Here is a 19,624-nt window from a genome sequence, read left to right as displayed (position 1 = left end):
CCAAACCCCGAGTGAAGGAGCGGAACCAGCGATGAACGATGAGCGGGAACGGTTTACAGCCGTGCAGCGCAATGGCGACGGAGACCTTGAACGGTTTCAGACCTCCGGCGGACGCGTGCTGGACTATCAGCAGGCACTGGAGGAGGTTAAGTCGGGTATAATTGCCGGAGTGAACGTTTTTAAAGGCAAAGACGGAGAAATGTATATCCGCAGCGATGCCGACGGTGACCCGAGCAACAATCTCTCACAGCTGCCGACATTTTAATCTTGAATGGCCCAGAGCCGGACAGGCGTACCTTACGCTGTTGTCCGGTTTTTTTTGATACGCTGGCGGCTATTTTTCCTGCTATAACTAACAGGTTGGCCGCAAGGTGAAATTATAGTAGCCTTTTCGTAACCAAAATGAAATTTATGCCGGCAGTCAGCGCAACTTGTTCGGAGATCGGCAGTATATATTAACAGCATGAATTATCTGGAGGGTCAACGGTATGCGGTGGAGAAAAGTTGCTCTGTGTGTAGTAGCATTTTCCCTGATGGGAAGCTCTTTTATGTTCGCGGATGCAGTCAGTCAAAAAATCAGGGTATGGAGCAACGGGAAGGAAATCGCCGACGGCGGGTATGTGATTGATGGTAAGACATATATTCCGGCCCGGGAAGCGGGGGGGATCGTCAGCTGGGACGGTTCCGGCAAAGTGACGATTACGAAGCCCAATGTGCACATGGTTCTATTCAAAGGCGATAATGTTTTTGGCAATGTGAATGTCGGCAAGCTGAAGATTAAGGTGCTGGCCCAAGTAGACAGTCTGAATGATGAGGTTGCAGCTGTGAAGATCGCGATTGCGGATCCATCCGGCAATGTGAAGGACATCCAATCCCAGGAACTCGGCAGCTCCAAGAAGGAGGACTTCTGGTTCTCCACGTCAGAATTTACCTACGATTTCAAGGATACGGGGAAATACCGGGTCGGATTCTATATCAAGGCCACAAAGAATTCGGATTATGTACTTGTGTCAGAGAAGGTAATCACCGCGCTGTAACAAGCTGTCCGCACCAGACGTAAATTGACCTGCCTTGTCTTACGTGTTACCATACCAAATGTAGGATAATTCACTTTAAAGCGAGGTATTTCAATGAGCGATCACAAACATGAGCATGGACATGACCATGATGCATGCGGCTGCGGACATGATCACGACCATGAGCACGAGGAGTTTGTGCTGACCTTGACGAACGAGCAGGGCGAAGATGTAGAAATGGTGCTGGTGGAAACGTTCGATGTAGGCGAGAAATTGTACGCCCTGCTGCTGGAACGGGACAACCCTGAAGCAGACGGCATCATTCTGCGCATGGAAGAAGAAGACGAAGAAATGGTGCTGTACAATATCGAAGATGAAGCTGAATGGAAGGCTGTAGAAGAAGCTTACAACGAGCTGCTTGCCCAGCAGGAATAGATTTCAGTATGGAGCGGCCCCTGCTTTGCTTAGGCGAAGTACGGGGCCGTTTTGTTGTGCAGACTTTCGGGATCAAAAAAAGCCAAGCCGTTTGGACACAAACGCGCTTAGCTTTAGATGAAACGGATGAATCAGTAAATAGGCTCTGCTTCCACTACAACCTTGATAAAATCGATGCTGCGGTCCTCTGGACCTTTCACGGGCAGACCGATCTCCACATGGTCTCTGATATAATCGATGTTATCCTGGGTAATAACTTCTCCGGGGAGCAGAATCGGAATCCCCGGCGGGTAGACGTAGATGAATTCCGCAATGATATAGCCGGCGGACTCACGGAACGGAACCACCTGCGTGTCGGCATAGAATGCGTCGCGCGGAGTAAGGGCCAGCTGCGGAATTTCCGGAACCTGCACCTTCAACTCGTAAATTTCGCCTTTGCTGTAGTGAATGGCCGACAGCACCCGCAGGGCGTTAATCAGCTTATCTACGGATTCGCGGGTATCTCCCGGCGTAATCAGGCAAAGAATGTTATACATATCGCTGAGTTCAACTTCGATGTTATACTTTTGACGCAGCCAGTTCTCGGTTTCGTAGCCGGTAATACCCAGATGCCGGACATGAATGTTCAGCTTGGTCGGGTCCAGGTTAAAGGTGGCCTCGGTGCCGAGAATTTCTTTGCCGAAGCTGTACAGGCCGTCGATGTTGTTGATCGCCTCGCGTGCATAATTGGACAGGGCGATGGTCCGCTCCGCCATTTCATGGCCGTTCAAGGCCAGATTGCGTCTGGAGGTGTCAAGTGACGCCAGCAGAATATATGATGTGGATGTTGTGGTCAGCATACTGAGCATCGTCTGAACCCGCTGCGGGTTAACCAGACCGGTCTTTGCGTTGACATTGAGCACCGAGCTTTGGGTCATGGAGCCGCCCAGCTTGTGAACGCTGGTTGCCGCCATATCCGCGCCGGCCTGCATCGCCGAAACCGGAAGATCCTCGTGAAAATGAATCAATACACCATGTGCCTCGTCCACCAGTACCGGGACTCCGTAGCTATGGGCCAGATCTACAATCGCGCGCAGGTCGGCGCATACGCCGAAATACGTCGGATTGATCACCAGTACACCCTTAGCATCCGGATGGCGCCTCAGCGCCTTCTCCAGCGAGCTGGTGGTAATGCCGTGGTCTATCCCAAGATTCTCGTCCTGTACAGGAGAGACAAATATAGGCTTGGCTCCGGAGAAAATGATCGCCGACATCACCGATTTGTGAATGTTGCGCGGCACGATGATTTTATCTCCTTCCGAGCAGACAGAGAGGATCATAGTCATGATGGCATTGCTCGTGCCCTGTACGCTGAAGAACGTATAGTCGGCACCGAAAGCCTTCGCGGCCAGCTGCTGAGACTCCTTGATGACACCTGTAGGCTGATGGAGATCGTCAAGCGGCGCGATGTTGATCAAATCTATGGATAGAGCGTTATCGCCGATAAACTCACGGAATTCGGCATCGGTTCCTAACCCCTTCTTATGCCCGGGAATGTGAAATTGCACAGGGTTACCTGCGGCATGCTGCTTGAGCGCGGTGAAGAGGGGGGTGCAGTTTTGATCCATTTAATGCTGTCACAACCTTTCGTGAATAGTTATTTTTCAAGCAAGCATCAGTATAACAAATCAAACGACAGAATACTAGGATGTGATAAAAGATGTCCCGGAATGAGCAGCAGCAGTCAAATATCAGTGTAACCTCGCCGTTTATTGTCAAAATGTGTGTCATTATTTTTCTGGTTACGTTCGTCAAAGGCTCACTGCTGGTCGCACTTTTGCCTGTTTACATGGAGAATATTCTTGGATTGTCGGTAACGACGGTGGGCGTGGCCTTTGCGCTGCAATACCTAGGCGATAATCTGTTCCGAAGTCCGTTCGGCTTACTGATGGGCAAAATCGGCTACCGCTGGACGATGACCGGCGCGCTGCTGCTGATCATCGCTGCTGTCACTATGATTATTTATGCTGAAGATGCTATTTCGTTAACATTTGCCTGCCTGATTCTCGGCATAGGTACATCCCCGCTCTGGCCGGTGACCATGACCGGCATTTCCGAGCTGGCGGGAGCAACGGCGAACGGCGGCAGCGGGGCGGCGATGGGGGCGGTTGAAATGGCTTCCCTGGCGGGAATGGGCATCGGTCCGATTGCCGTCAATTTCCTCATGGACCATGGCGGCTACAGCTACCGGAGCTCCTTCTTTGTCCTGGTCGGCTGCGCCGCAGCCGTTGCGGTGCTTGCCCTGCTGCTGCCGTCGCGGATCGGCAGCAGCGCACCTCATGCCGTACGGACACCTGGCGGTGAAGCTTCATCTGCGCCGGGAGGGGCTTCCCGAAATCCGCTTCGCAGCCTGCAGCGGACGCTAAAGGGTGTCAGAAGCTCCATTAAGGTCAGCCGCCTGCTATTTCCCGCATTGTTCCTGCAGGCCTTTGCCATCGGGCTGATGACGCCTGTGGTCACGCTATTCGCCCATGCCGAGCTGCATGTGACGCCGAACCAGTACAGCCTGCTGCTGATTGCCGGAGGCGGGATTACCGTTGCCGCCCTGATCCCGGCCGGGCGTCTGGTGGACCGGATAGGGACCTCCATCTTCCTCAGCGCCGGATTTCTGCTGGCAGCCTGCTCGCTGGCCTTTTTCTCCACGGTGCGCTGGCTGCCGCTGGCCTTTATAGCTGTTGCCTTGGTGGGCATCAGTTATGCACTGATTTTGCCGGCCTGGAACGCTTTTGTCGCGCAACAGGTACCGAAGGAGGAACGGGGCGCCGTCTGGGGGCTGTTTCTTACCCTGCAGGGCTTCGGTATGGTTGCCGGCCCGGTGATATCCGGCCGCCTCTGGGATGAGGCCGGCCACAGCGCCCCCTTCCTGGCCAGTGCTTGCGTGATGTTGCTGCTCTTCGGGCTGCATCTGCTGATCGTCCGCCGGACGAAGCTGAGGCTGGGCCGGGAGCTGCAGCGCTGAAACCACACAAATTTGAAGAAACCCGCAGGCCGCCGATGAATCCGGCGGTCTGCGGGTTTCTTGATTTCCGGGCATTTTCGGCGGGCCGCCTCACAATGTTTCTCCACTAACGGACCCGGTCTTAGATGCTACCCCTTGCATGGGGTTCCGAAAAGTGCGCGGGGGAGCAGCGGGCCAGCATTACTCTGTGAGAGTGCCTTGCGGAGAAGGGAAGCCCATCCGGTACAGCGGCAGCAGCGTCTCGAAGGTCCCTTCGATTACTTCCAGCAGCCTGGCGCCGTCCTGCAGCAGCGGGTTGCCGCTGTCGATGCGCAGGCCGCAGGTAACCTCGGCCTTCTTCACTTCCTTCAGCTTGCGTGCGAGCTCGTCCAGCTTGTCCGCATCCATCTCCGATTGGGGGATGCCGCGCGGGTCCAGATGGTCAGTGGACCAGAAGTAATCGCCGGGCAGGGTGCCGCGAAGCTCTTCATACCGCCCTTTCAGAGCCTCAGCGAAGATGGTTTTGTTCGAGCTTTCATAGATGATGGCAAAGACGATGAACAGATGGCTCTGGAACATGCCGACCTGGAAATGCGGCAGCGCTTTGTAGCCGCGTTTGTTCGGTCCCCAGGCGACCCAGGTATCGTTCGGTGCGTGAACGGTGCGGCGCGCATGCTTGGCAACGTGGGGATACATCTCCTCTCCACACAAGGCGGACAGGTAAGGGACGAGCTCGTCGCCAAGCTCGTCCAGCTTCGGACGGACGCGGGCAATCAGCGCCTCCATGCGCGGCTCAAGGCCGTCAATGGCAAAAACAGCAAAATCATTAGGGTCAAATCCTTGGAAGGTCATGGCTAAATCTCCTTATACTATTAAATAGTTTGGCTGAAATGCATTGAAAACCGCCCGGGCGTTTGGAAGCGGCAGGAAGCGGGTAAAAATAGTCAATAAACCAAGTTACCGCTACATAAAATGAAGTATAAAATAGGAGTAAGAAGAACGCAAAGTTTTTACCCGGCAAGCGGTGGAGGTCCGCAGTCTGTTCTACTCTGTAAGAAGCCTATGAAGCCCTAACCGCCGCGTAAAGGCAATAGGGCAAAAGGGGGGAGCGCCGTGAACAAAAACGACGAAGTGGAGTATTGCAATCTGGAGCTGCGGTTTGAAAGGCAGCATATCCAGGATCTGATCAAGGATCTGATTAAGGAAGGCTATTCCTTATACTGGAGCGAGAACGAGAACGTCTTTTTAATCTCGGTGCGCACCGGGCGCAAGCTGGTGAAGCTGCGTTTTCAGCGGATCAAGGACGGTTACAAGCTGGTTGGCGATTACATGATCCGTGATGCCCGTCTGGCTGAGTGGATGGAGAAGCTGATCGGCGATATGCGGGGGCATGCCGTAGTCAAACGGTTCCGCGACCGGCAGATCATTATTGAGAATATTTTATTCGGCGAAGTGATCCGCCTCGTGGAAATCTCCGGTTACCAGCAGCGCGTGCTCTACCAGAAGGGACCGCTTCTGTCCGATCAGGAGCTGACGAAGCTGTTCTATTCGGTGGAAGGCGAGGAACGCATCCGCCAGCGCCGGGTGGAAGTCGACGAGCAGCTTGATCTGATGAATAAGGCGATCCGTTCCGGCGATACCGCTTCTGTGGAAGCTTGCCATGCAAAGCTGCAGTTTCTGCGCAATGAACTCAATATGCTGGAGTGGTGATTTTGACAACTTCCGGGTAGCAAGGCATCCCAGTTCCGGGATGCCTTCTGTTTTGCGTTTGCAGCTTGTGGACAAGGGGTAAAACCGTTAAAATAGTCATTGTGAGCAAATTCCTGGTACTAGAGGATTTTGTCAATGAATTTGATCGCTTTTTCGCAGGTATGTACTTTGCCGTAAGTGACAAAGGATGTTATTCTAAGACTGCGAGAAATAGAATGCACACAAATACAGGATGCAAAGGGTGGAGGACCAGATGGCAAAACAACAAATCGGCGTTATTGGCTTGGCGGTTATGGGCAAGAATTTGGCTCTAAACATCGAGAGCAGAGGCTTTACCGTATCGGTATTCAACCGTTCCCCGGAGAAGACACATGATCTGATTGCCGAAGCGCAGGGTAAGAATCTGGTGGGTACTTTTTCCGTGGAGGAGTTCGTACAATCCCTGGAAGTGCCGCGTAAAATTCTGATCATGGTGCAGGCGGGCAAAGCAACTGACGCAACCATTGAATCGCTGCTGCCGCATTTGGATCAGGGCGACATTATCATCGACGGCGGCAACGCATACTTCCCTGACACTGTCCGCAGAAGCAAAGAGCTGGAGGAAAAAGGCTTCCGCTTCATCGGCACCGGCGTATCCGGCGGCGAAGAGGGCGCTTTGAAGGGACCTTCCATCATGCCCGGCGGCCAGGAAAGTGCCTATAAGCTGGTTGAACCGATCCTCACGGCCATTTCGGCTAAAGTGAACGATGAACCTTGCTGTACATATATCGGACCGGACGGCGCCGGACACTATGTCAAAATGGTGCATAACGGCATCGAATACGGCGACATGCAGCTGATCTGCGAAGCTTACCAGCTCCTTAAGGATGTTGTCGGTCTGGATGAGAAAGAGCTGCACGCGACGTTCTCCGATTGGAACCAGGGCGAACTCGACAGCTACCTGATCGAAATTACCAAAGATATCTTCGCCCAATATGACGAAGAAACCGGAAAACCGATGGTGGACGTGATCCTTGACGCTGCAGGCCAGAAGGGTACCGGCAAATGGACGAGCCAAAGCTCGCTGGACCTCGGCGTGCCGCTGTCCATGATCACTGAGTCTGTCTTCTCCCGCTTCCTGTCGGCAATGAAAGAAGAGCGTGTGGCAGCCAGCAAGGTGCTGAGCGGTCCGGCAGCCGAGCCGTTCCAGGGCGACAAGGCGGAATTCATCGAGAACGTGCGCAAGGCGCTGTTCGCCAGCAAGATCGTTTCCTATGCACAAGGCTTCGCGCAGCTGCGTGTGGCTTCCGAGGAATACAACTGGAACCTGCAGTATGGCGAGTTGGCCAAAATCTGGCGCGGCGGCTGCATCATCCGTTCCCGCTTCTTACAGAACATCACGGATGCTTACACCAGCAATCCGGACCTGAAGAACCTGCTGCTCGATCCGTTCTTCAAGGATATCATGACATCCTACCAGGATGCTTGGCGCAAGGTCGTTGCCGCAGCGGTAACCCGCGGCATTCCGGTACCGGGCTTCTCCAGCGCGCTGGCCTACTATGACAGCTACCGCACAGAACGTCTGCCGGCGAACCTGCTGCAGGCACAGCGTGACTACTTCGGCGCCCACACCTTTAAGCGTGTGGACAAAGAAGGCGTGTTCCACCACAACTGGCTGGCTGAGTAAGTTCGCCCATAGTCAATGACAACGGCCCGAAAGGCTTCCGCTACCGGCGGGGCTTTCGGGCCGCTTTTTTACAGTGTCTGGAAGTGGATGACAGGGCCATAAAGCACCGGGATCAGCTCCATGCTAAGCCTCGCTTTGCGGGGGCGTTTTGCCGGGGGAGAAGTGCATTGTCTAACCTTTTGCCCCTGTGTTATGATATGACAAATGTTGCGCCCAGGAGGTAGACATGGCAGGAAATCTGGAAGAACCGCTGCAGCCTGGCAGGCGGCTGCGGAAACGCAATATCATTCTCGTCGGAATGATGGCTACGGGAAAGTCGACGGTGGGCGCTATGCTTGCGGAAGAATTGGGTTATGAGCTGGTGGATCTTGATCATTGGATCGTGCAGGAAGAGGGGCGGAGCATCGCGGAAATTTTTGCTGCAGAGGGCGAAAGTTACTTCCGCAGCGCCGAATCAGCTGCGCTGAAGCGGGTGCTGGAAGGCGAGGGCAAGGTGGTCTCGACAGGCGGAGGCGCTGCGCTGGCTCCAGGCAACGCGGAGCTGATGCTGGCACAGGGACTGGTCGTGGCGCTGACGGCCACGGAGGATGTCATTGTGGCAAGGACAAGCGGCGACGAAGGCCGGCCGCTGCTGGCCGGCAATGCACGGGAACGGGTGCGCGCCATTATGGAAGCACGGCGTGATGCCTACCGTTTCGCGCATTGCACGGTGGATACCTCGGAGCTGAGTGCGGCCGAAGTCTTGCAGCATATTTTAATGCATTACCGCGGTTGAGCTTTTAAGCGGATTTGTAATTGGGCGGTATACGATTCGCTTTATTCTTCGGCGCTCTCGTTCCAGGCAATCATGCCCCCGCTCAGATTGGAGGCCTTAAGGCCGAACTGCTGCAGATATTCGCAGACACGCTGGCTGCGTGCGCCGGAGCGGCAAATGAAGACCAGCTCGGCATCGGCCGGAAGCTCGTCCGCATGTGCGGGGATTTCCCCCATCGGGATATGCTCTGCGCCGTCGATCATACCGAATGCCACTTCATCGTCCTCGCGCACATCGATCAGGACAAGCTTCTCGCCTGCGGCCAGGCGTGCCCGCAGCTCTTGCGGGGTCATTTGCGGGATATCGTTCATCGTTGCTGCTCCTCTTTTCTGTGTAAAGAATGTTATTATGATACCATAATTGTGGAATGGCCTGTCAAACGGCGCACTTATACTTAACACTAACCCTACTATAAGGAGAACTGAATCATGGATGTAATTGTTAGGCCTACACCTGTTCTGCAAGGGGAAATCGGAGCATTGTCCTCCAAAAACTATACTACCCGCTACCTGCTCGTCGCGGCTTTGTCCGAAGGCGTCAGCACGATTTATCATCCGGCGCACAGCGAGGACAGCGACGCCATCCGCCGTTGTATCGCGGACTTAGGGGCGGTCCTTACGGAAGATGAGGAGAAAATCGTCATTAAGGGCTTTGGCCGCAATCCCAGCCATGTGAAGGAACTGAATGTGGGGAACGCCGGCGCCGTGCTGCGGTTTCTGATGGCGGTGGCCGCCCTCAGTCCGGAGGTTACTTTTGTAAATACGTATCCCGATTCCCTGGGGAAACGGCCGCATGATGATTTGATTACCGCGCTGGGCCAAATCGGCGTAGAGGTCGAGCATAATAACGGCAGACTGCCGATCACCATCCGGGGCGGAGCGCCGAAAGGCGGGCGGATTACGGTTTCGGGTGCGGTCAGCTCCCAGTATCTCAGCGCGCTGCTGTTCCTGACTCCGCTGCTTGCAGAGGACAGCGAAATTGTTGTGCTGGATGACCTGAAGTCGAAGGTTGTCGTCGGACAGACGCTGGAGGTGCTGGAGCAGGCGGGCATCGTGGTGCATGCCACAGACGATTACATGTCCTTCAAAGTGCCGGGCGGACAATCCTATGCTGCTAAGACCTACACGGTGCAGGGGGATTATCCAGGCTCAGCGGCGGTGCTTGCAGCTGCGGCGGTGACGAAGTCAGACGTGAAGATTGAACGATTGGTCGAGCACAGCAAGCAGGGCGAACGGGCGATCATCGATGTGCTGCGGATGATGGAGGTGCCGCTGACTCACGAGAAGGATACTGTGCATGTTAAGGGCAACGGTATGCTGAAGGCGGTGGAATTTGACGGCGATGCGGCAACCGACGCCGTGCTGGCCATGGTAGCGGCTGCTGTATTCGCCGAAGGGACTTCGCGCTTCTATAATGTAGAGAACCTGCGCTACAAGGAATGCGACCGGATCACCGACTATCTGGCCGAGCTCACCCGGGCCGGTGCCAAGGTAGAGGAACGACGCGACGAGATTATCGTGCACGGCCGGCCGGAAGGTGTTGAAGGCGGTGTTACCATTAACGCCCATTATGATCACCGGGTCATTATGGCGCTGACGGTAGTAGGCTTACGGGCCAGCCAGCCGCTGCTGATTAAGGATGCGCATCATGTTGCCAAATCCTATCCGCAGTACTTCGATCATCTGCGCGCGCTTGGCGCGGACGTGGAGTGGGTACAATAACAATGTAGCACAGGCGCTCGCATTAGAAGAGAGGAGGCCGCTCCTGTTCGGAGGAGTGAGGGGCCTTTGATCTATCCCGCGCCGCATGATTACCGTTAATCGAGAGAGGGGTAATTGTTATGGCATTTGAGAACCCGAGCCGGGAACAAATCGGCGATATTCTGGCCTCGGCAGGCAATATTGCCGTTGTAGGTCTATCCGACAAAAGCGACCGCACTTCCTATATGGTAGCCTACGCTATGCAAAGCCGCGGCTACCGCATTATCCCCGTCAATCCAACCGTTGACGGGGAGATTCTGGGCGAGAAATGCTATCATAGTCTCGCCGAAATCCCCGAGCCGGTCGATATCGTCAATGTGTTCCGCCGCAGAGAGTACTGTGCCGGGGTGGCACAGGAGGCGGCCGACATCGGTGCTAATGTGCTTTGGCTGCAGCAGGGCATCGTCAGCCAGGAGGCGGCCGACATCGCCGCCCGCCACGGCATGGTCGCCATCATGGACCGCTGCATCAAGGTCGAAGAAGCGATTACGATGCACGGCCGCAGCCGGGGCTAGGGGCAGCATACCGATGCTGGAGCAGGCCCCGCCCATAGGTGCGGCAGCTCGCTGCGGGCGCAGTGGCCGCCCGGTATTCACTGCATAGGCATAACCGGGCCGGTGCGGCCAGTTTTGCCGTATATTTCAGCCAAAGAGTCTGCTATACTTTGGCTAGACGAAGAATGTCCTTTACCGCTGTTACAGCGGGCGAGGGCGTTCTTTTACTTTTTTCGGGAGGGATACATATGGGCTTTGAGGAATCACATCATTTATTCATCGAACGGCACTCTGGCTGGAGAACGGGGGAGCGGAAAGGAGATTGCTGCGGGCATCAGTATGCGGAAAAACTCTTTTTACAAAATGTATGGTGGCCGTTGTTCGAGTCTCTGGACCATTTGCATCCGGAGTATGAAGTGTATGATTGGAACCGTAAATCGCAGTTTCTGGACTTCGCCTTCCTTCCGCCGAACGGTGTGCGCTTTGGTATGGAATGCGATGGATACCAGAGTCATATTAAGGATATGGACCGGGAAAAATTCAGTTATGCGCTGAACCGGGACACCTTCCTCACGGGTATGGGCTGGCGGATGCTGCATTTCTCGTGCGACGATATCCAGCAGCGGCCTGAGGTTTGCACAATGCTTCTGCAGCTGGCTCTAGCGCCTTATCTTGCCGGTAAGCCGGCCGTGAATGAACTAAGCGCCGAAGAGAAGGATGTGCTCCGCCTCGCCTGGCAGCTCGGCAAGCCCATCCGCCCGAAGGATGTGACCGACCATTTCCGCATTAATTTCAGGACTGCACGGAAAGTGCTGAATTCATTGTGCTTTTAAAAAGTCTAATGCAGCCAGTGGGCGATGGAGAAAGGACGCGCTATTATGAAGTGAAAGCAATGCGGCAAGGACAAATGTGGTGATGTTTGACTGGTGAACATTGGAGAGTGAGATCATCAGATCAGTTTTGGAACAGTTGATTCTTGGAGTGTCTAAGCTGGATCATAGATGTATTTTGTACAACTATTTCAGTTGAAAGGGATTAACTTTACGGAATAGAGGTAGTTCATACAGTTAAACCAAGTGGATAATGTTCGAAATGCCAAATTGTATGAAAATAGATGCACAAAATACAATTAAATCTGCTAATTTGCGCGTTTTGATGGAAATAGTTGTACAAACTACAATTACCTCAGTTAAGGTGCTCATTGGAGAGCTGGATGGCACTGTTAGGTATAGACGGGAGTATAGACGAGTAGAAAGAAACAAGTTAGGAATCATCGGAGGTGCAGATTTCCCGATACAAAGGATAATAAACTGGACCATGTCAAGCAAATAAAGTTCACATCCCCCCGCCAAACGTGGTATTCTAATTGTTGCGTAATCTTTTGACAAACGCCTCAGTAGCGCTTACGATTCAGTATAGAAGAAAGGAGAGGGTCATCTTGAATTGGCTCGGATCGTTGCAGCAGTTGGGCAGAGCGATCATGCTTCCCACCATGGTGCTGCCGGCGGCGGCCATATTGCTGAGTTTGGGCAGTCTGCCGTGGTCGGCTTGGGGACTTTCTTCGGTAGCGGAAGTAGCTACATACGCGGGGCAGGGAATATTCTATTTCATGCCTTATTTGTTTGCGGTCGGCGTGGCGTGGGGACTGTCGAATCAGGCCGGACCGGCCGGGCTGGCGGCGCTGGCGGGAATGTTCACGTATGACCGGATTGTCTCCAATATGGGGACGGGAGAGCTGCAGCCCGCGACAATGATCGGTGTGATCCTCGGCATCATTGCCGGTGTTGCGCATAACCGTTTCAAAAATATCAAGCTGCCGGAGGCGATTCAGTTTTTTGGCGGGTCGCGTTTTGTGCTGCTGTTTATGGGTTTATTCTCGGCGCTGTTCGCCTGGGTGATGCTTGGCATCGCACCTTACCTGCAGCAGGGGCTGGAGTCGCTGTTCCACGGGATTGAAAGGACCGGAGGCTACGGTGTGTTTTTGTTCGGGGTGCTTAACCGGGTACTTACCGCCTTTGGGCTTCATCATATCCTCAACAACGTCGTCTGGTTTCAGCTCGGCAATTATTCTACACCCGACGGCAGCGCCGTGATTCAGGGGGATCTGCCGCGGTTCTTCAGCGGTGACCCGACGGCAGGAGTGTTCATGGCCGGGTTATACCCGGTAATGATGTTTGCACTGCCGGCCATCGCACTGGCCATTATCCAGGAAGCGCGCGAGGATCTGAAGCCGCAAATCCGCAAAACCTTTCTGCGTGCTGCCACGGTCTGCTTTCTGACCGGGGTGTCGGAGCAGATTGAGTTTGCGTTTCTGTTCGCTTCGCCGTATCTTTTCGCGCTGCATGTGGTCATGTCCGGTCTGGGAATGCTGCTGACCTACTCGCTGGGGATTCATCACGGCTTCTCGTATTCGGCCGGAGCCATTGATTTTATTCTTAATTTGCATCTTTCCCAGCGGGCCTGGCTGCTGATTCCAATCGGCATCGGCTATTTCGTACTGTATTACAATGTGTTCCGCTGGGCGATCCGCCGCTTCCAGATTCCGACCCCGGGACGCGAGGAAGGCTCGGAGCTGGGCGACTGGGCGGGCAATATCCCATACCAGGCACCGCTGATTCTGGAGGCGCTTGGCGGCAAGGAGAATATCGTGCAGGTACAGGCCTGCATCACGCGGTTAAGATTAACGGTGCATAATGACCGATATATAGATACAGGTGCGTTGAAGAGCCTGGGCTCCGCCGGCATCATCAAGCTGGGCGGCGGCAATGTGCAGGTCGTCTTCGGCACTTACTCCGAGCTGATCCGCGAGGAGATCAACAAGCTGCTGCTGCGTGACCTGCCGCAGGTGCTGTTCAGTGCGCCGATGCAGGGCCGGATGATGCCGATTGAAGAGGTGCCGGATCATATCTTTGCCGCGAAACTGGTTGGAGACGGTGTGGCCTTCTTTCCGGAGAAGGGCGAGCTTGTCTCACCGGTGTTCGGCAAGGTAATGCATGTGTATCCTACAATGCACGCTGTAGGCATTTCGACGCCGGAAGGGTTGGAGGTGCTGATGCATATCGGCATCGATACCTCCCAGCTCAAGGGGCCGTTCGAGGCGCTGGTGCAGGAGGGCGACAGCGTAGAGCCCGGCCAGCTGCTGGTGCGGTTTGATATCGGGTATTTGCGCGAGCATGCGGCTTCGCTGGCGACTCCGATGGTAATCACCAACCCGGACCGGGTAAAATCCTGGAGTTACGGGCCGTTTAAAAATGTGAAAAAGGGGCAGTCGTCGGTTATGTCCGTGGTTCTACACGAAAGCAATGTTGGAGGGATTGAAGCATGATACAAGGCATAGGCGCTGCAGCGGGTGTTGCCATCGGGAAGGCCTTTGTCCTGCCAAACTGGGAATGGAGCATGCCGGATACACAGGTGAATCCGGTTGATCTGGCCAAGGAATTCGAGCGGCTGTACGAGGGGGTCCGCACCTCCAAGGATGAGATTGAGTTTATCAAGCGTGAATTCCGTGAAGTGGTCGGCCCGGAGGAATCCAGTATATTTGACGCCCATCTGGCGATTTTGGATGATCCCGTATTCATGAGTGAGATCCGCGGCATTATTGAACGCCAATATAAGGCGGCCGAGGTGGCCGTTAAGGAAGCTATCGACCATTTTGTCGCCATGTTCGACCTCTTGGACGATGAATATATGAAAGAACGGGCGGCCGATATCAAGGATGTCGGCAACCGTCTGCTGAAGCATCTGCTCGGTGCGCCGGAGGTGACGCTGCCTTCGGATACGAAGCCCTACATTCTGGTGGCCAAGGAATTGTCGCCTTCGCAGCTGGCCCATCTTAACCCGGTGTATGTGCTGGGAATTGTGACCATGATGGGCGGCAAAACCTCGCATTCTTCGATTATGGCCCGGGCGCTGGGCATTCCGCTGGTTGCGGGGCTGGAGAACAAGCTGCCGGCGCCGATTCAAACCGGCGATTTTCTGGTGATCGACGGGGACAGCGGTGTGATTCAGCTTCATCCCGACGAAGCCACTGTGCAGGAGTATGCGGCCATCCGCGACAAGCAGCAGCGCAAGAAAGAACAGCTGGAGCTGCTTGCGACCGTGGAGGCTATCACGAAAGACGGCGTACCGCTGCGGCTGGCCAGCAACATCAGCTCGGTGAAGGAGCTTGATTTGGCTTTAAAATACGGCGCAGAAGGCGTTGGACTGTTCCGCACAGAGTTCCTGTATATGGACCGCCATTCGTTTCCGACAGAAGAAGAGCAGTTCGAGGTCTATAAGCTGGTGGCGGAGCGGGTTCAGCAGAACACGGTCGTGATCCGGACGCTGGATATCGGCGGAGACAAGCATCTCGACTATTTCCAGCTTCCCGAAGAGCAGAATCCGTTTCTGGGCTACCGGGCCATCCGGATCAGTCTCGACCGGAAGGACCTGTTCAAGACCCAACTGAGAGCGATTCTGCGGGCAAGCCACTACGGTCATGTCAAAATTATGTTCCCGATGATCTCCTCTGTTGAAGAAGTTCAAGCGGCCAAAGCCGTGCTTCAAGAGGTGAAGGCCGAACTGGAGACAGAAGGGGTCCCCTTCGACAATAAGATCCCGGTCGGCATTATGATTGAGGTGCCGGCAGCGGTGATGATTGCCGATCTGCTGGCGGATGAAGTCGACTTCTTCAGTATTGGCACCAACGATCTGGTGCAGTACGTGTTGGCTGTCGACCGGATGAACGAGCAGATTGCCCATCTCTATCATCCTTACCATCCGGCGGTTCTGCGGATGATCAGACAGACGGTTGACGCCGCCCGCCGCGGTGGCATCACGATCAGCATCTGCGGGGAAATGGCCGCAGATGAACGCTCCCTGCCCCTGTGGCTGGAGCTGGGCATCCGTGATCTCAGCATGTCGCCGCAGGCGCTGCTGCGGGTCAAGCACCGCACGTTGAACACGCTGGCCTCCGAAGCCCGGGAGACCGGGAAGGTCTGCTTCCGCCACCGGACCAGCCTGCAGACGGAGGAGGTGCTCAGCGCCTTCGCGCAACGCAGCAGCCTACCGCTGGCTGCTGGCGCTGAACCGAAGGAGAAGACCTCATGCAGCAATAAGGGATCGGCCTAGCAAGATACAGATAGAAGCTACAACGAAGAATCCGGCATGCCCGCCGGATTCTTTTTTTTGACCGGTCAGAACTTTTACATGGGAAAATGGCTTAAACTCCAAAAAAATAAAACCGTTTGCGCCAGATTGCAGTCAGTATATACAGAAGCATTTGGACAGACAAGCCAGAACGACTAGCAGAGAGCATATGGAGAGGGGGAACAGTATGGAGGATTTGCTGAAGGGGCAATGGGTGCGGCAGATGGAAGATAAGGCCGAGCCGTTTCTTGAGCAGGTGTCCGGCCAGAAGCGGATCTTGTACGGCATCGCTTACAGCTACTTGCGGAATGAGAATGACGCGCTGGAGATGCTGCAGGAAGCCACCTACCGGGCGTGGATCAAACGCTCAAGCCTGAAGGACCCGGGACGGTTTGCCCCGTGGATGACCCGGATTCTGATCAACTGCTGCAAGGATGAGCTGAAACGCAGAAAACAGCTTGTCCCCGCTGAGCCGCAGGCGCGGGACAGCGGAGTGGCTGAGATGACCAGCGACCGCAAGCTCGATATGGAACGCGCTTTGGATAAGGTGAAGCTCAAGTACCGGCAGGTGCTGGTGCTTAAGTATTATCAAGACCTTACGCTGTCGGAAATCGCTGCAGTGCTCGGCAAACCGGAGGGGACCGTCAAGACCTGGCTGAACAAGGGATTAGAGCAGCTGCGCAGTCAAATGGGAGGGGGAAAACGGTATGGCGGTAAATGAGGAACAACTGCTGAAAGAGTATTTTCAGGGGATTTCTGCACACGCAGACGGGGTGTCTGAAGCGAAATTGAATGCGGCAATAGCAGAGGGAGTCGGTAAGCAGCGCTCGCGGCGGCGGCAGCCGCGGCGTAAATGGGCGCTGGCTTTCACGGCGGTGCTGGCGGCCTTACTGCTGCTGCTCATCCCGCAGCTTGGAGACCGGGTTCTGGAGCCGGACGGCGGGCAGGCTGAAACAAATGCGGCGGCCCGGTTAGGGCTGTCAGGCGCAGCAGGTATTTACGGCAGCAGCCAGACGACGGCCGCTTCCGCTTTTGAAGCCGGATTACTGAAGAAGATTGATGGAGCCGTAGCGGAAAAGGGCAGCTATAAAGTGGAGATCGAACGGATCGCCGCGGACCGTAAAGGGATGCTTCTGGTATTCTCTCTTTACAACAACAGCGGACATAAGGTGGAGGTTGCTTCCTTGACACTGGCGGACCAGGAGGGGCAGCCGCTTATATACACTGGCAGTTCATCGCCGAACGAGGCCGCTACAGGCGCTACCCGGTTCTATAGCCAGCAGCTGTGGGCTGGAGAATATTCCTCCCTGCCGGATACGGTGTATGCGAATATAGTGGTGGGCGCCGAAGGAGCTGCAAGCAGCGGGCTTGCCGTTCCGGCATCCGATGCTACCAGGTTGACCGTTCCCTTGAAACTGGATAAAGCGGAAATGGCCAAAGCGGGACAGGAGCTGAAGCTTGATCAGACTTTAACCGCAGCGGGACAGAATATATTAATCAAGAGTGCGTACTTCTCCACAACAGGCGTGTATCTGAATATAGCCTACGACTCTGCCAACTCCAAACAAATATTCAGTCTGATCAGCCCGCAGCTGATTCAGGGAACCGATAATGTATATACCGGATACGGTTTATTGCAGACGATGAAGCTGAATGGCGAGACCATGTATGTTTTTCCAAGAGATAATACTTCGAATGCTCCCCTGAAGCTGAGAATCAGCGGAATTGTGGCTCTGGATAAATCGGCAACCCGGCTCATAATCGATACGGACATGCAAAAAATCATCAAAGCTCCGGATGACCGCCTCAAATTCTCCGCAGAGTCAAGCGGGGAAAGCATGATTCTGGACTACGAGCTGAAATCAACAGAGCTGGCGAAAGGCTACCTCAGCATGCAGCTGGCAGATCAATTCGTGGATGGCACCGGGCAGAAGCATCTGCTTCAAACGTCGGCCTGGTCTTTGGCACAGTTCAGAAAAGCCGCAACGGCAGCAGAGAATCCTTCATACAGGTATTCCTTTGATCTGGGCTCCGGCGATTTGCCGCAGCCGCTGACCTTTACTTTGGAGAGCTACCCCAATCCGATTAAAGAACGGGTGGAGGTAACCATCCGGGAGTAGAATCCTTTCATCCCAAAAGCCCCGCCAACGGCGGGGCTTTTGGGGCTTATTCTCCGGCCAGCGCGTCGCAAAAGGCTTTGCCGTAAGGCGGCAGGTCCGGCGGCCGCCGCGCCGAAATAATGTGGCCGTCGGTGACTACCGGCTCATCCTTCCAGACCGCTCCCGCATTCTCCATGTCGTCGCGGATGCCCGGCGTGGAGGTAACGGTGACACCCTGCAGGATTTTGGCAGAGATCAGCACCCAGCCGGCGTGACAGATTTGCCCGATCGGCTTGCGGGCGGCATGAAAGTCCTGAATCAGCTTCAGCACCGCGCCGTACCGGCGGATCTTGTCGGGAGCCCAGCCGCCGGGCACCAGGATGCCGTCATAATCAGCCTCTTTCAGCTCGTCCCAGGAGAAATCGGCCACGGCGGGAACGCCGTATTTGCCGGTGTAGGTTCTTCCCTTTTCCAATCCTGCCAAGTGCACCTCGGCACCTTCCTCCCGGACGCGGTACACGGGATACCACAATTCCAAATCCTCGAATTCATCATCTACTAATGAGATGACCTTTTTACCGGCGAGTCTCATTCTAGCAAGCAGCTCCTTTCATGTCGGGTTCCTGTCCATTCTAGCAAATCCGTGAGCTCAATTCATCTTTGTGCATTGCAAAGCCTGGCGCTTTTGCCAATTTAATCATTATATGCAAACGGGAAGGGATTTCGCGGGGCATAGTCGAATATAGCTATGAAAAAGGATGAATACGTTCTTAATTATAATATCCGAGGTGCCTGATACGATGTATAATGACAAAATTGCCAAGAAGGCCTGCGGCTGCGGCGGAACGATGACTATACATATGCACACCCTGATATACAGCGCAAAGATAAAAATCAAACATGTTCCGGTCTATACCTGCGCCGTATGCGCCCGTTACGAACCGCTGCCCTGCATTAAGCAGGATCTGGTAGCTTTTCTGGGGGAGCTCAGTGCAGTTGCGGCGAAGCGGAGAAGTTATTCCTTTGCCGACCGAAACGAGTGGGCTTGTGTGCTGAAGGAAACCTTGGCTGCGGGGATGTTCCCGGGCGGTACTGCCGAGCTAGAAGACTCAATTGTAACTGCAATCCAGGCAAAAGTGGATTTGCTGCTGGATGTCTACCGTCTGGCGGTGGACATGGGGGACCGCAGTTGGATGGATGAGACGGAGCGGAGACTATCCCAGTTAACCTTACAGACACCGGAAAACGCTGATTATGGGGGAAAACGTAAGATCGAGGGCTGAAATTCCAGCGTTTGTTGAAAAAACACAGCATTACAATTATTTTTCTGCAAAAACATTGAAAATATTTCATTATACATTGGATTTTTCATAAACTTTTTGATACGATAGTACGTAGAAGTAACTAAGTACATGGCTGCAATGGGATTAAAGCTGGGGATACCTGCGGAATTTGTGCCTTTTGAAAGAAATTTGAAAGGAAAATGAAGCGTTATCATTGCACATTTGTACAAAGTGTCGTATCAT

Annotated in this window: 19 protein-coding genes; 15 read left to right on the top strand and 4 right to left on the bottom strand. The window is 54.4% G+C overall.

Going from position 1 to position 19,624, the window contains the following annotated elements:
• The first annotated feature begins 31 nt into the window (after nt 1-31).
• The 3 genes from F1381_RS10550 (at nt 32) to F1381_RS10540 (ending at nt 1,451) form a co-directional block, all read left to right on the top strand.
• Nucleotides 32-265 carry a DUF3892 domain-containing protein gene (locus tag F1381_RS10550; RefSeq protein WP_151734807.1) on the top strand — a complete coding sequence of 78 codons (234 nt, stop codon included), beginning with the start codon at nt 32-34 and terminating at the stop codon, nt 263-265.
• Nucleotides 266-488: 223 nt separating this feature from the next.
• A complete protein-coding gene (locus F1381_RS10545; protein ID WP_151734806.1) occupies nt 489-1,037 on the top strand; it encodes a stalk domain-containing protein in 549 nt (182 codons plus the stop codon).
• Nucleotides 1,038-1,130: 93 nt separating this feature from the next.
• Nucleotides 1,131-1,451: a DUF1292 domain-containing protein gene (locus F1381_RS10540; protein WP_150268661.1), complete on the top strand. Its 321-nt coding sequence runs from the start codon at nt 1,131-1,133 to the stop codon at nt 1,449-1,451.
• Between the two features lie 131 nt (nt 1,452-1,582).
• On the opposite strand, the gene F1381_RS10535 is transcribed toward F1381_RS10540, so the two are convergent.
• Entirely contained in the window at nt 1,583-3,058 is a 1,476-nt protein-coding gene (locus tag F1381_RS10535; protein ID WP_151734805.1) for an aminotransferase class I/II-fold pyridoxal phosphate-dependent enzyme, read from the bottom strand.
• Between the two features lie 92 nt (nt 3,059-3,150).
• Here F1381_RS10535 and F1381_RS10530 point away from each other — a divergent pair, with 92 nt between their 5' ends.
• The gene (locus F1381_RS10530) at nt 3,151-4,449 is read left to right on the top strand and encodes an MFS transporter (RefSeq protein ID WP_151734804.1); all 1,299 of its coding nucleotides are present in this window, start codon (nt 3,151-3,153) and stop codon (nt 4,447-4,449) included.
• Nucleotides 4,450-4,629: 180 nt separating this feature from the next.
• Here F1381_RS10530 and F1381_RS10525 read toward each other — a convergent pair whose 3' ends face one another.
• Nucleotides 4,630-5,280 (bottom strand): DUF1054 domain-containing protein, encoded by a 651-nt coding sequence (locus tag F1381_RS10525; RefSeq protein WP_151734803.1) that lies wholly within the window; start codon nt 5,278-5,280, stop codon nt 4,630-4,632.
• A gap of 261 nt (nt 5,281-5,541) precedes the next feature.
• On the opposite strand from F1381_RS10525, the gene F1381_RS10520 reads away from it, so the two are divergent.
• From F1381_RS10520 to F1381_RS10510, 3 genes are all read left to right on the top strand, one after another.
• Entirely contained in the window at nt 5,542-6,138 is a 597-nt protein-coding gene (locus F1381_RS10520; RefSeq protein WP_151734802.1) for a hypothetical protein, read from the top strand.
• A gap of 253 nt (nt 6,139-6,391) precedes the next feature.
• Nucleotides 6,392-7,804, top strand: a complete 1,413-nt coding sequence (gene gndA, locus F1381_RS10515; RefSeq protein WP_151734801.1) for an NADP-dependent phosphogluconate dehydrogenase — start codon at nt 6,392-6,394, stop codon at nt 7,802-7,804.
• 226 nt (nt 7,805-8,030) lie between these two features.
• Nucleotides 8,031-8,579: a shikimate kinase gene (locus F1381_RS10510; RefSeq protein ID WP_151734800.1), complete on the top strand. Its 549-nt coding sequence runs from the start codon at nt 8,031-8,033 to the stop codon at nt 8,577-8,579.
• A 41-nt stretch (nt 8,580-8,620) separates the two neighbouring features.
• Here the strand turns inward: F1381_RS10510 and F1381_RS10505 are convergent, their stop codons facing one another.
• Entirely contained in the window at nt 8,621-8,929 is a 309-nt protein-coding gene (locus F1381_RS10505) for a rhodanese-like domain-containing protein (protein ID WP_151734799.1), read from the bottom strand.
• Between the two features lie 117 nt (nt 8,930-9,046).
• Here F1381_RS10505 and aroA point away from each other — a divergent pair, with 117 nt between their 5' ends.
• From aroA to F1381_RS10470, 7 genes are all read left to right on the top strand, one after another.
• A complete protein-coding gene (gene aroA, locus F1381_RS10500) occupies nt 9,047-10,339 on the top strand; it encodes a 3-phosphoshikimate 1-carboxyvinyltransferase (protein ID WP_151734798.1) in 1,293 nt (430 codons plus the stop codon).
• A gap of 119 nt (nt 10,340-10,458) precedes the next feature.
• Complete coding sequence (locus tag F1381_RS10495; protein WP_151734797.1) at nt 10,459-10,893, top strand: CoA-binding protein; 435 nt, start codon at nt 10,459-10,461, stop codon at nt 10,891-10,893.
• A gap of 356 nt (nt 10,894-11,249) precedes the next feature.
• Nucleotides 11,250-11,705, top strand: coding sequence for a PDDEXK family nuclease (locus F1381_RS10490; protein WP_343043397.1), 456 nt, complete (start codon nt 11,250-11,252; stop codon nt 11,703-11,705).
• A gap of 605 nt (nt 11,706-12,310) precedes the next feature.
• Complete coding sequence (locus F1381_RS10485; RefSeq protein WP_151734796.1) at nt 12,311-14,197, top strand: glucose PTS transporter subunit IIA; 1,887 nt, start codon at nt 12,311-12,313, stop codon at nt 14,195-14,197.
• Nucleotides 14,194-15,981, top strand: coding sequence for a phosphoenolpyruvate--protein phosphotransferase (gene ptsP / locus F1381_RS10480; RefSeq protein WP_151734795.1), 1,788 nt, complete (start codon nt 14,194-14,196; stop codon nt 15,979-15,981). The genes F1381_RS10485 and ptsP overlap by 4 nt, the downstream gene beginning before the upstream one ends.
• Nucleotides 15,982-16,186: 205 nt before the next feature.
• A complete protein-coding gene (locus F1381_RS10475) occupies nt 16,187-16,720 on the top strand; it encodes a sigma-70 family RNA polymerase sigma factor (protein ID WP_151734794.1) in 534 nt (177 codons plus the stop codon).
• Nucleotides 16,707-18,119, top strand: a complete 1,413-nt coding sequence (locus F1381_RS10470) for a hypothetical protein (RefSeq protein ID WP_151734793.1) — start codon at nt 16,707-16,709, stop codon at nt 18,117-18,119. The genes F1381_RS10475 and F1381_RS10470 overlap by 14 nt, the downstream gene beginning before the upstream one ends.
• Nucleotides 18,120-18,165: 46 nt before the next feature.
• On the opposite strand, the gene F1381_RS10465 is transcribed toward F1381_RS10470, so the two are convergent.
• Entirely contained in the window at nt 18,166-18,690 is a 525-nt protein-coding gene (locus tag F1381_RS10465; protein WP_151734792.1) for a type 1 glutamine amidotransferase domain-containing protein, read from the bottom strand.
• A 208-nt stretch (nt 18,691-18,898) separates the two neighbouring features.
• Here F1381_RS10465 and F1381_RS10460 point away from each other — a divergent pair, with 208 nt between their 5' ends.
• Entirely contained in the window at nt 18,899-19,381 is a 483-nt protein-coding gene (locus F1381_RS10460; protein WP_151734791.1) for a hypothetical protein, read from the top strand.
• Nucleotides 19,382-19,624 lie beyond the last annotated feature (243 nt).

This window comes from Paenibacillus tengchongensis, from assembly GCF_008973665.1.
GTDB classification, from domain to species: Bacteria; Bacillota; Bacilli; order Paenibacillales; family Paenibacillaceae; genus Paenibacillus_AQ; species Paenibacillus_AQ tengchongensis.
Note: the sequence above shows the minus strand (reverse complement) of the source record. Positions and strands in the feature narration are given on the sequence as shown.

Excerpts from the sequence above, each read along its gene's own strand:
- F1381_RS10550 (WP_151734807.1), top strand. The coding sequence starts at position 32 with ATGAACGATGAGCGGGAACGGTTTACAGCCGTGCAGCGCAATGGCGAC.
- F1381_RS10545 (WP_151734806.1), top strand. The coding sequence starts at position 489 with ATGCGGTGGAGAAAAGTTGCTCTGTGTGTAGTAGCATTTTCCCTGATG.
- F1381_RS10540 (WP_150268661.1), top strand. The coding sequence starts at position 1,131 with ATGAGCGATCACAAACATGAGCATGGACATGACCATGATGCATGCGGC.
- F1381_RS10535 (WP_151734805.1), bottom strand. The coding sequence starts at position 3,058 with ATGGATCAAAACTGCACCCCCCTCTTCACCGCGCTCAAGCAGCATGCC.
- F1381_RS10530 (WP_151734804.1), top strand. The coding sequence starts at position 3,151 with ATGTCCCGGAATGAGCAGCAGCAGTCAAATATCAGTGTAACCTCGCCG.
- F1381_RS10525 (WP_151734803.1), bottom strand. The coding sequence starts at position 5,280 with ATGACCTTCCAAGGATTTGACCCTAATGATTTTGCTGTTTTTGCCATT.
- gndA (WP_151734801.1), top strand. The coding sequence starts at position 6,392 with ATGGCAAAACAACAAATCGGCGTTATTGGCTTGGCGGTTATGGGCAAG.
- F1381_RS10510 (WP_151734800.1), top strand. The coding sequence starts at position 8,031 with ATGGCAGGAAATCTGGAAGAACCGCTGCAGCCTGGCAGGCGGCTGCGG.
- F1381_RS10505 (WP_151734799.1), bottom strand. The coding sequence starts at position 8,929 with ATGAACGATATCCCGCAAATGACCCCGCAAGAGCTGCGGGCACGCCTG.
- aroA (WP_151734798.1), top strand. The coding sequence starts at position 9,047 with ATGGATGTAATTGTTAGGCCTACACCTGTTCTGCAAGGGGAAATCGGA.
- F1381_RS10495 (WP_151734797.1), top strand. The coding sequence starts at position 10,459 with ATGGCATTTGAGAACCCGAGCCGGGAACAAATCGGCGATATTCTGGCC.
- ptsP (WP_151734795.1), top strand. The coding sequence starts at position 14,194 with ATGATACAAGGCATAGGCGCTGCAGCGGGTGTTGCCATCGGGAAGGCC.
- F1381_RS10475 (WP_151734794.1), top strand. The coding sequence starts at position 16,187 with ATGGAGGATTTGCTGAAGGGGCAATGGGTGCGGCAGATGGAAGATAAG.
- F1381_RS10470 (WP_151734793.1), top strand. The coding sequence starts at position 16,707 with ATGGCGGTAAATGAGGAACAACTGCTGAAAGAGTATTTTCAGGGGATT.
- F1381_RS10465 (WP_151734792.1), bottom strand. The coding sequence starts at position 18,690 with ATGAGACTCGCCGGTAAAAAGGTCATCTCATTAGTAGATGATGAATTC.
- F1381_RS10460 (WP_151734791.1), top strand. The coding sequence starts at position 18,899 with ATGTATAATGACAAAATTGCCAAGAAGGCCTGCGGCTGCGGCGGAACG.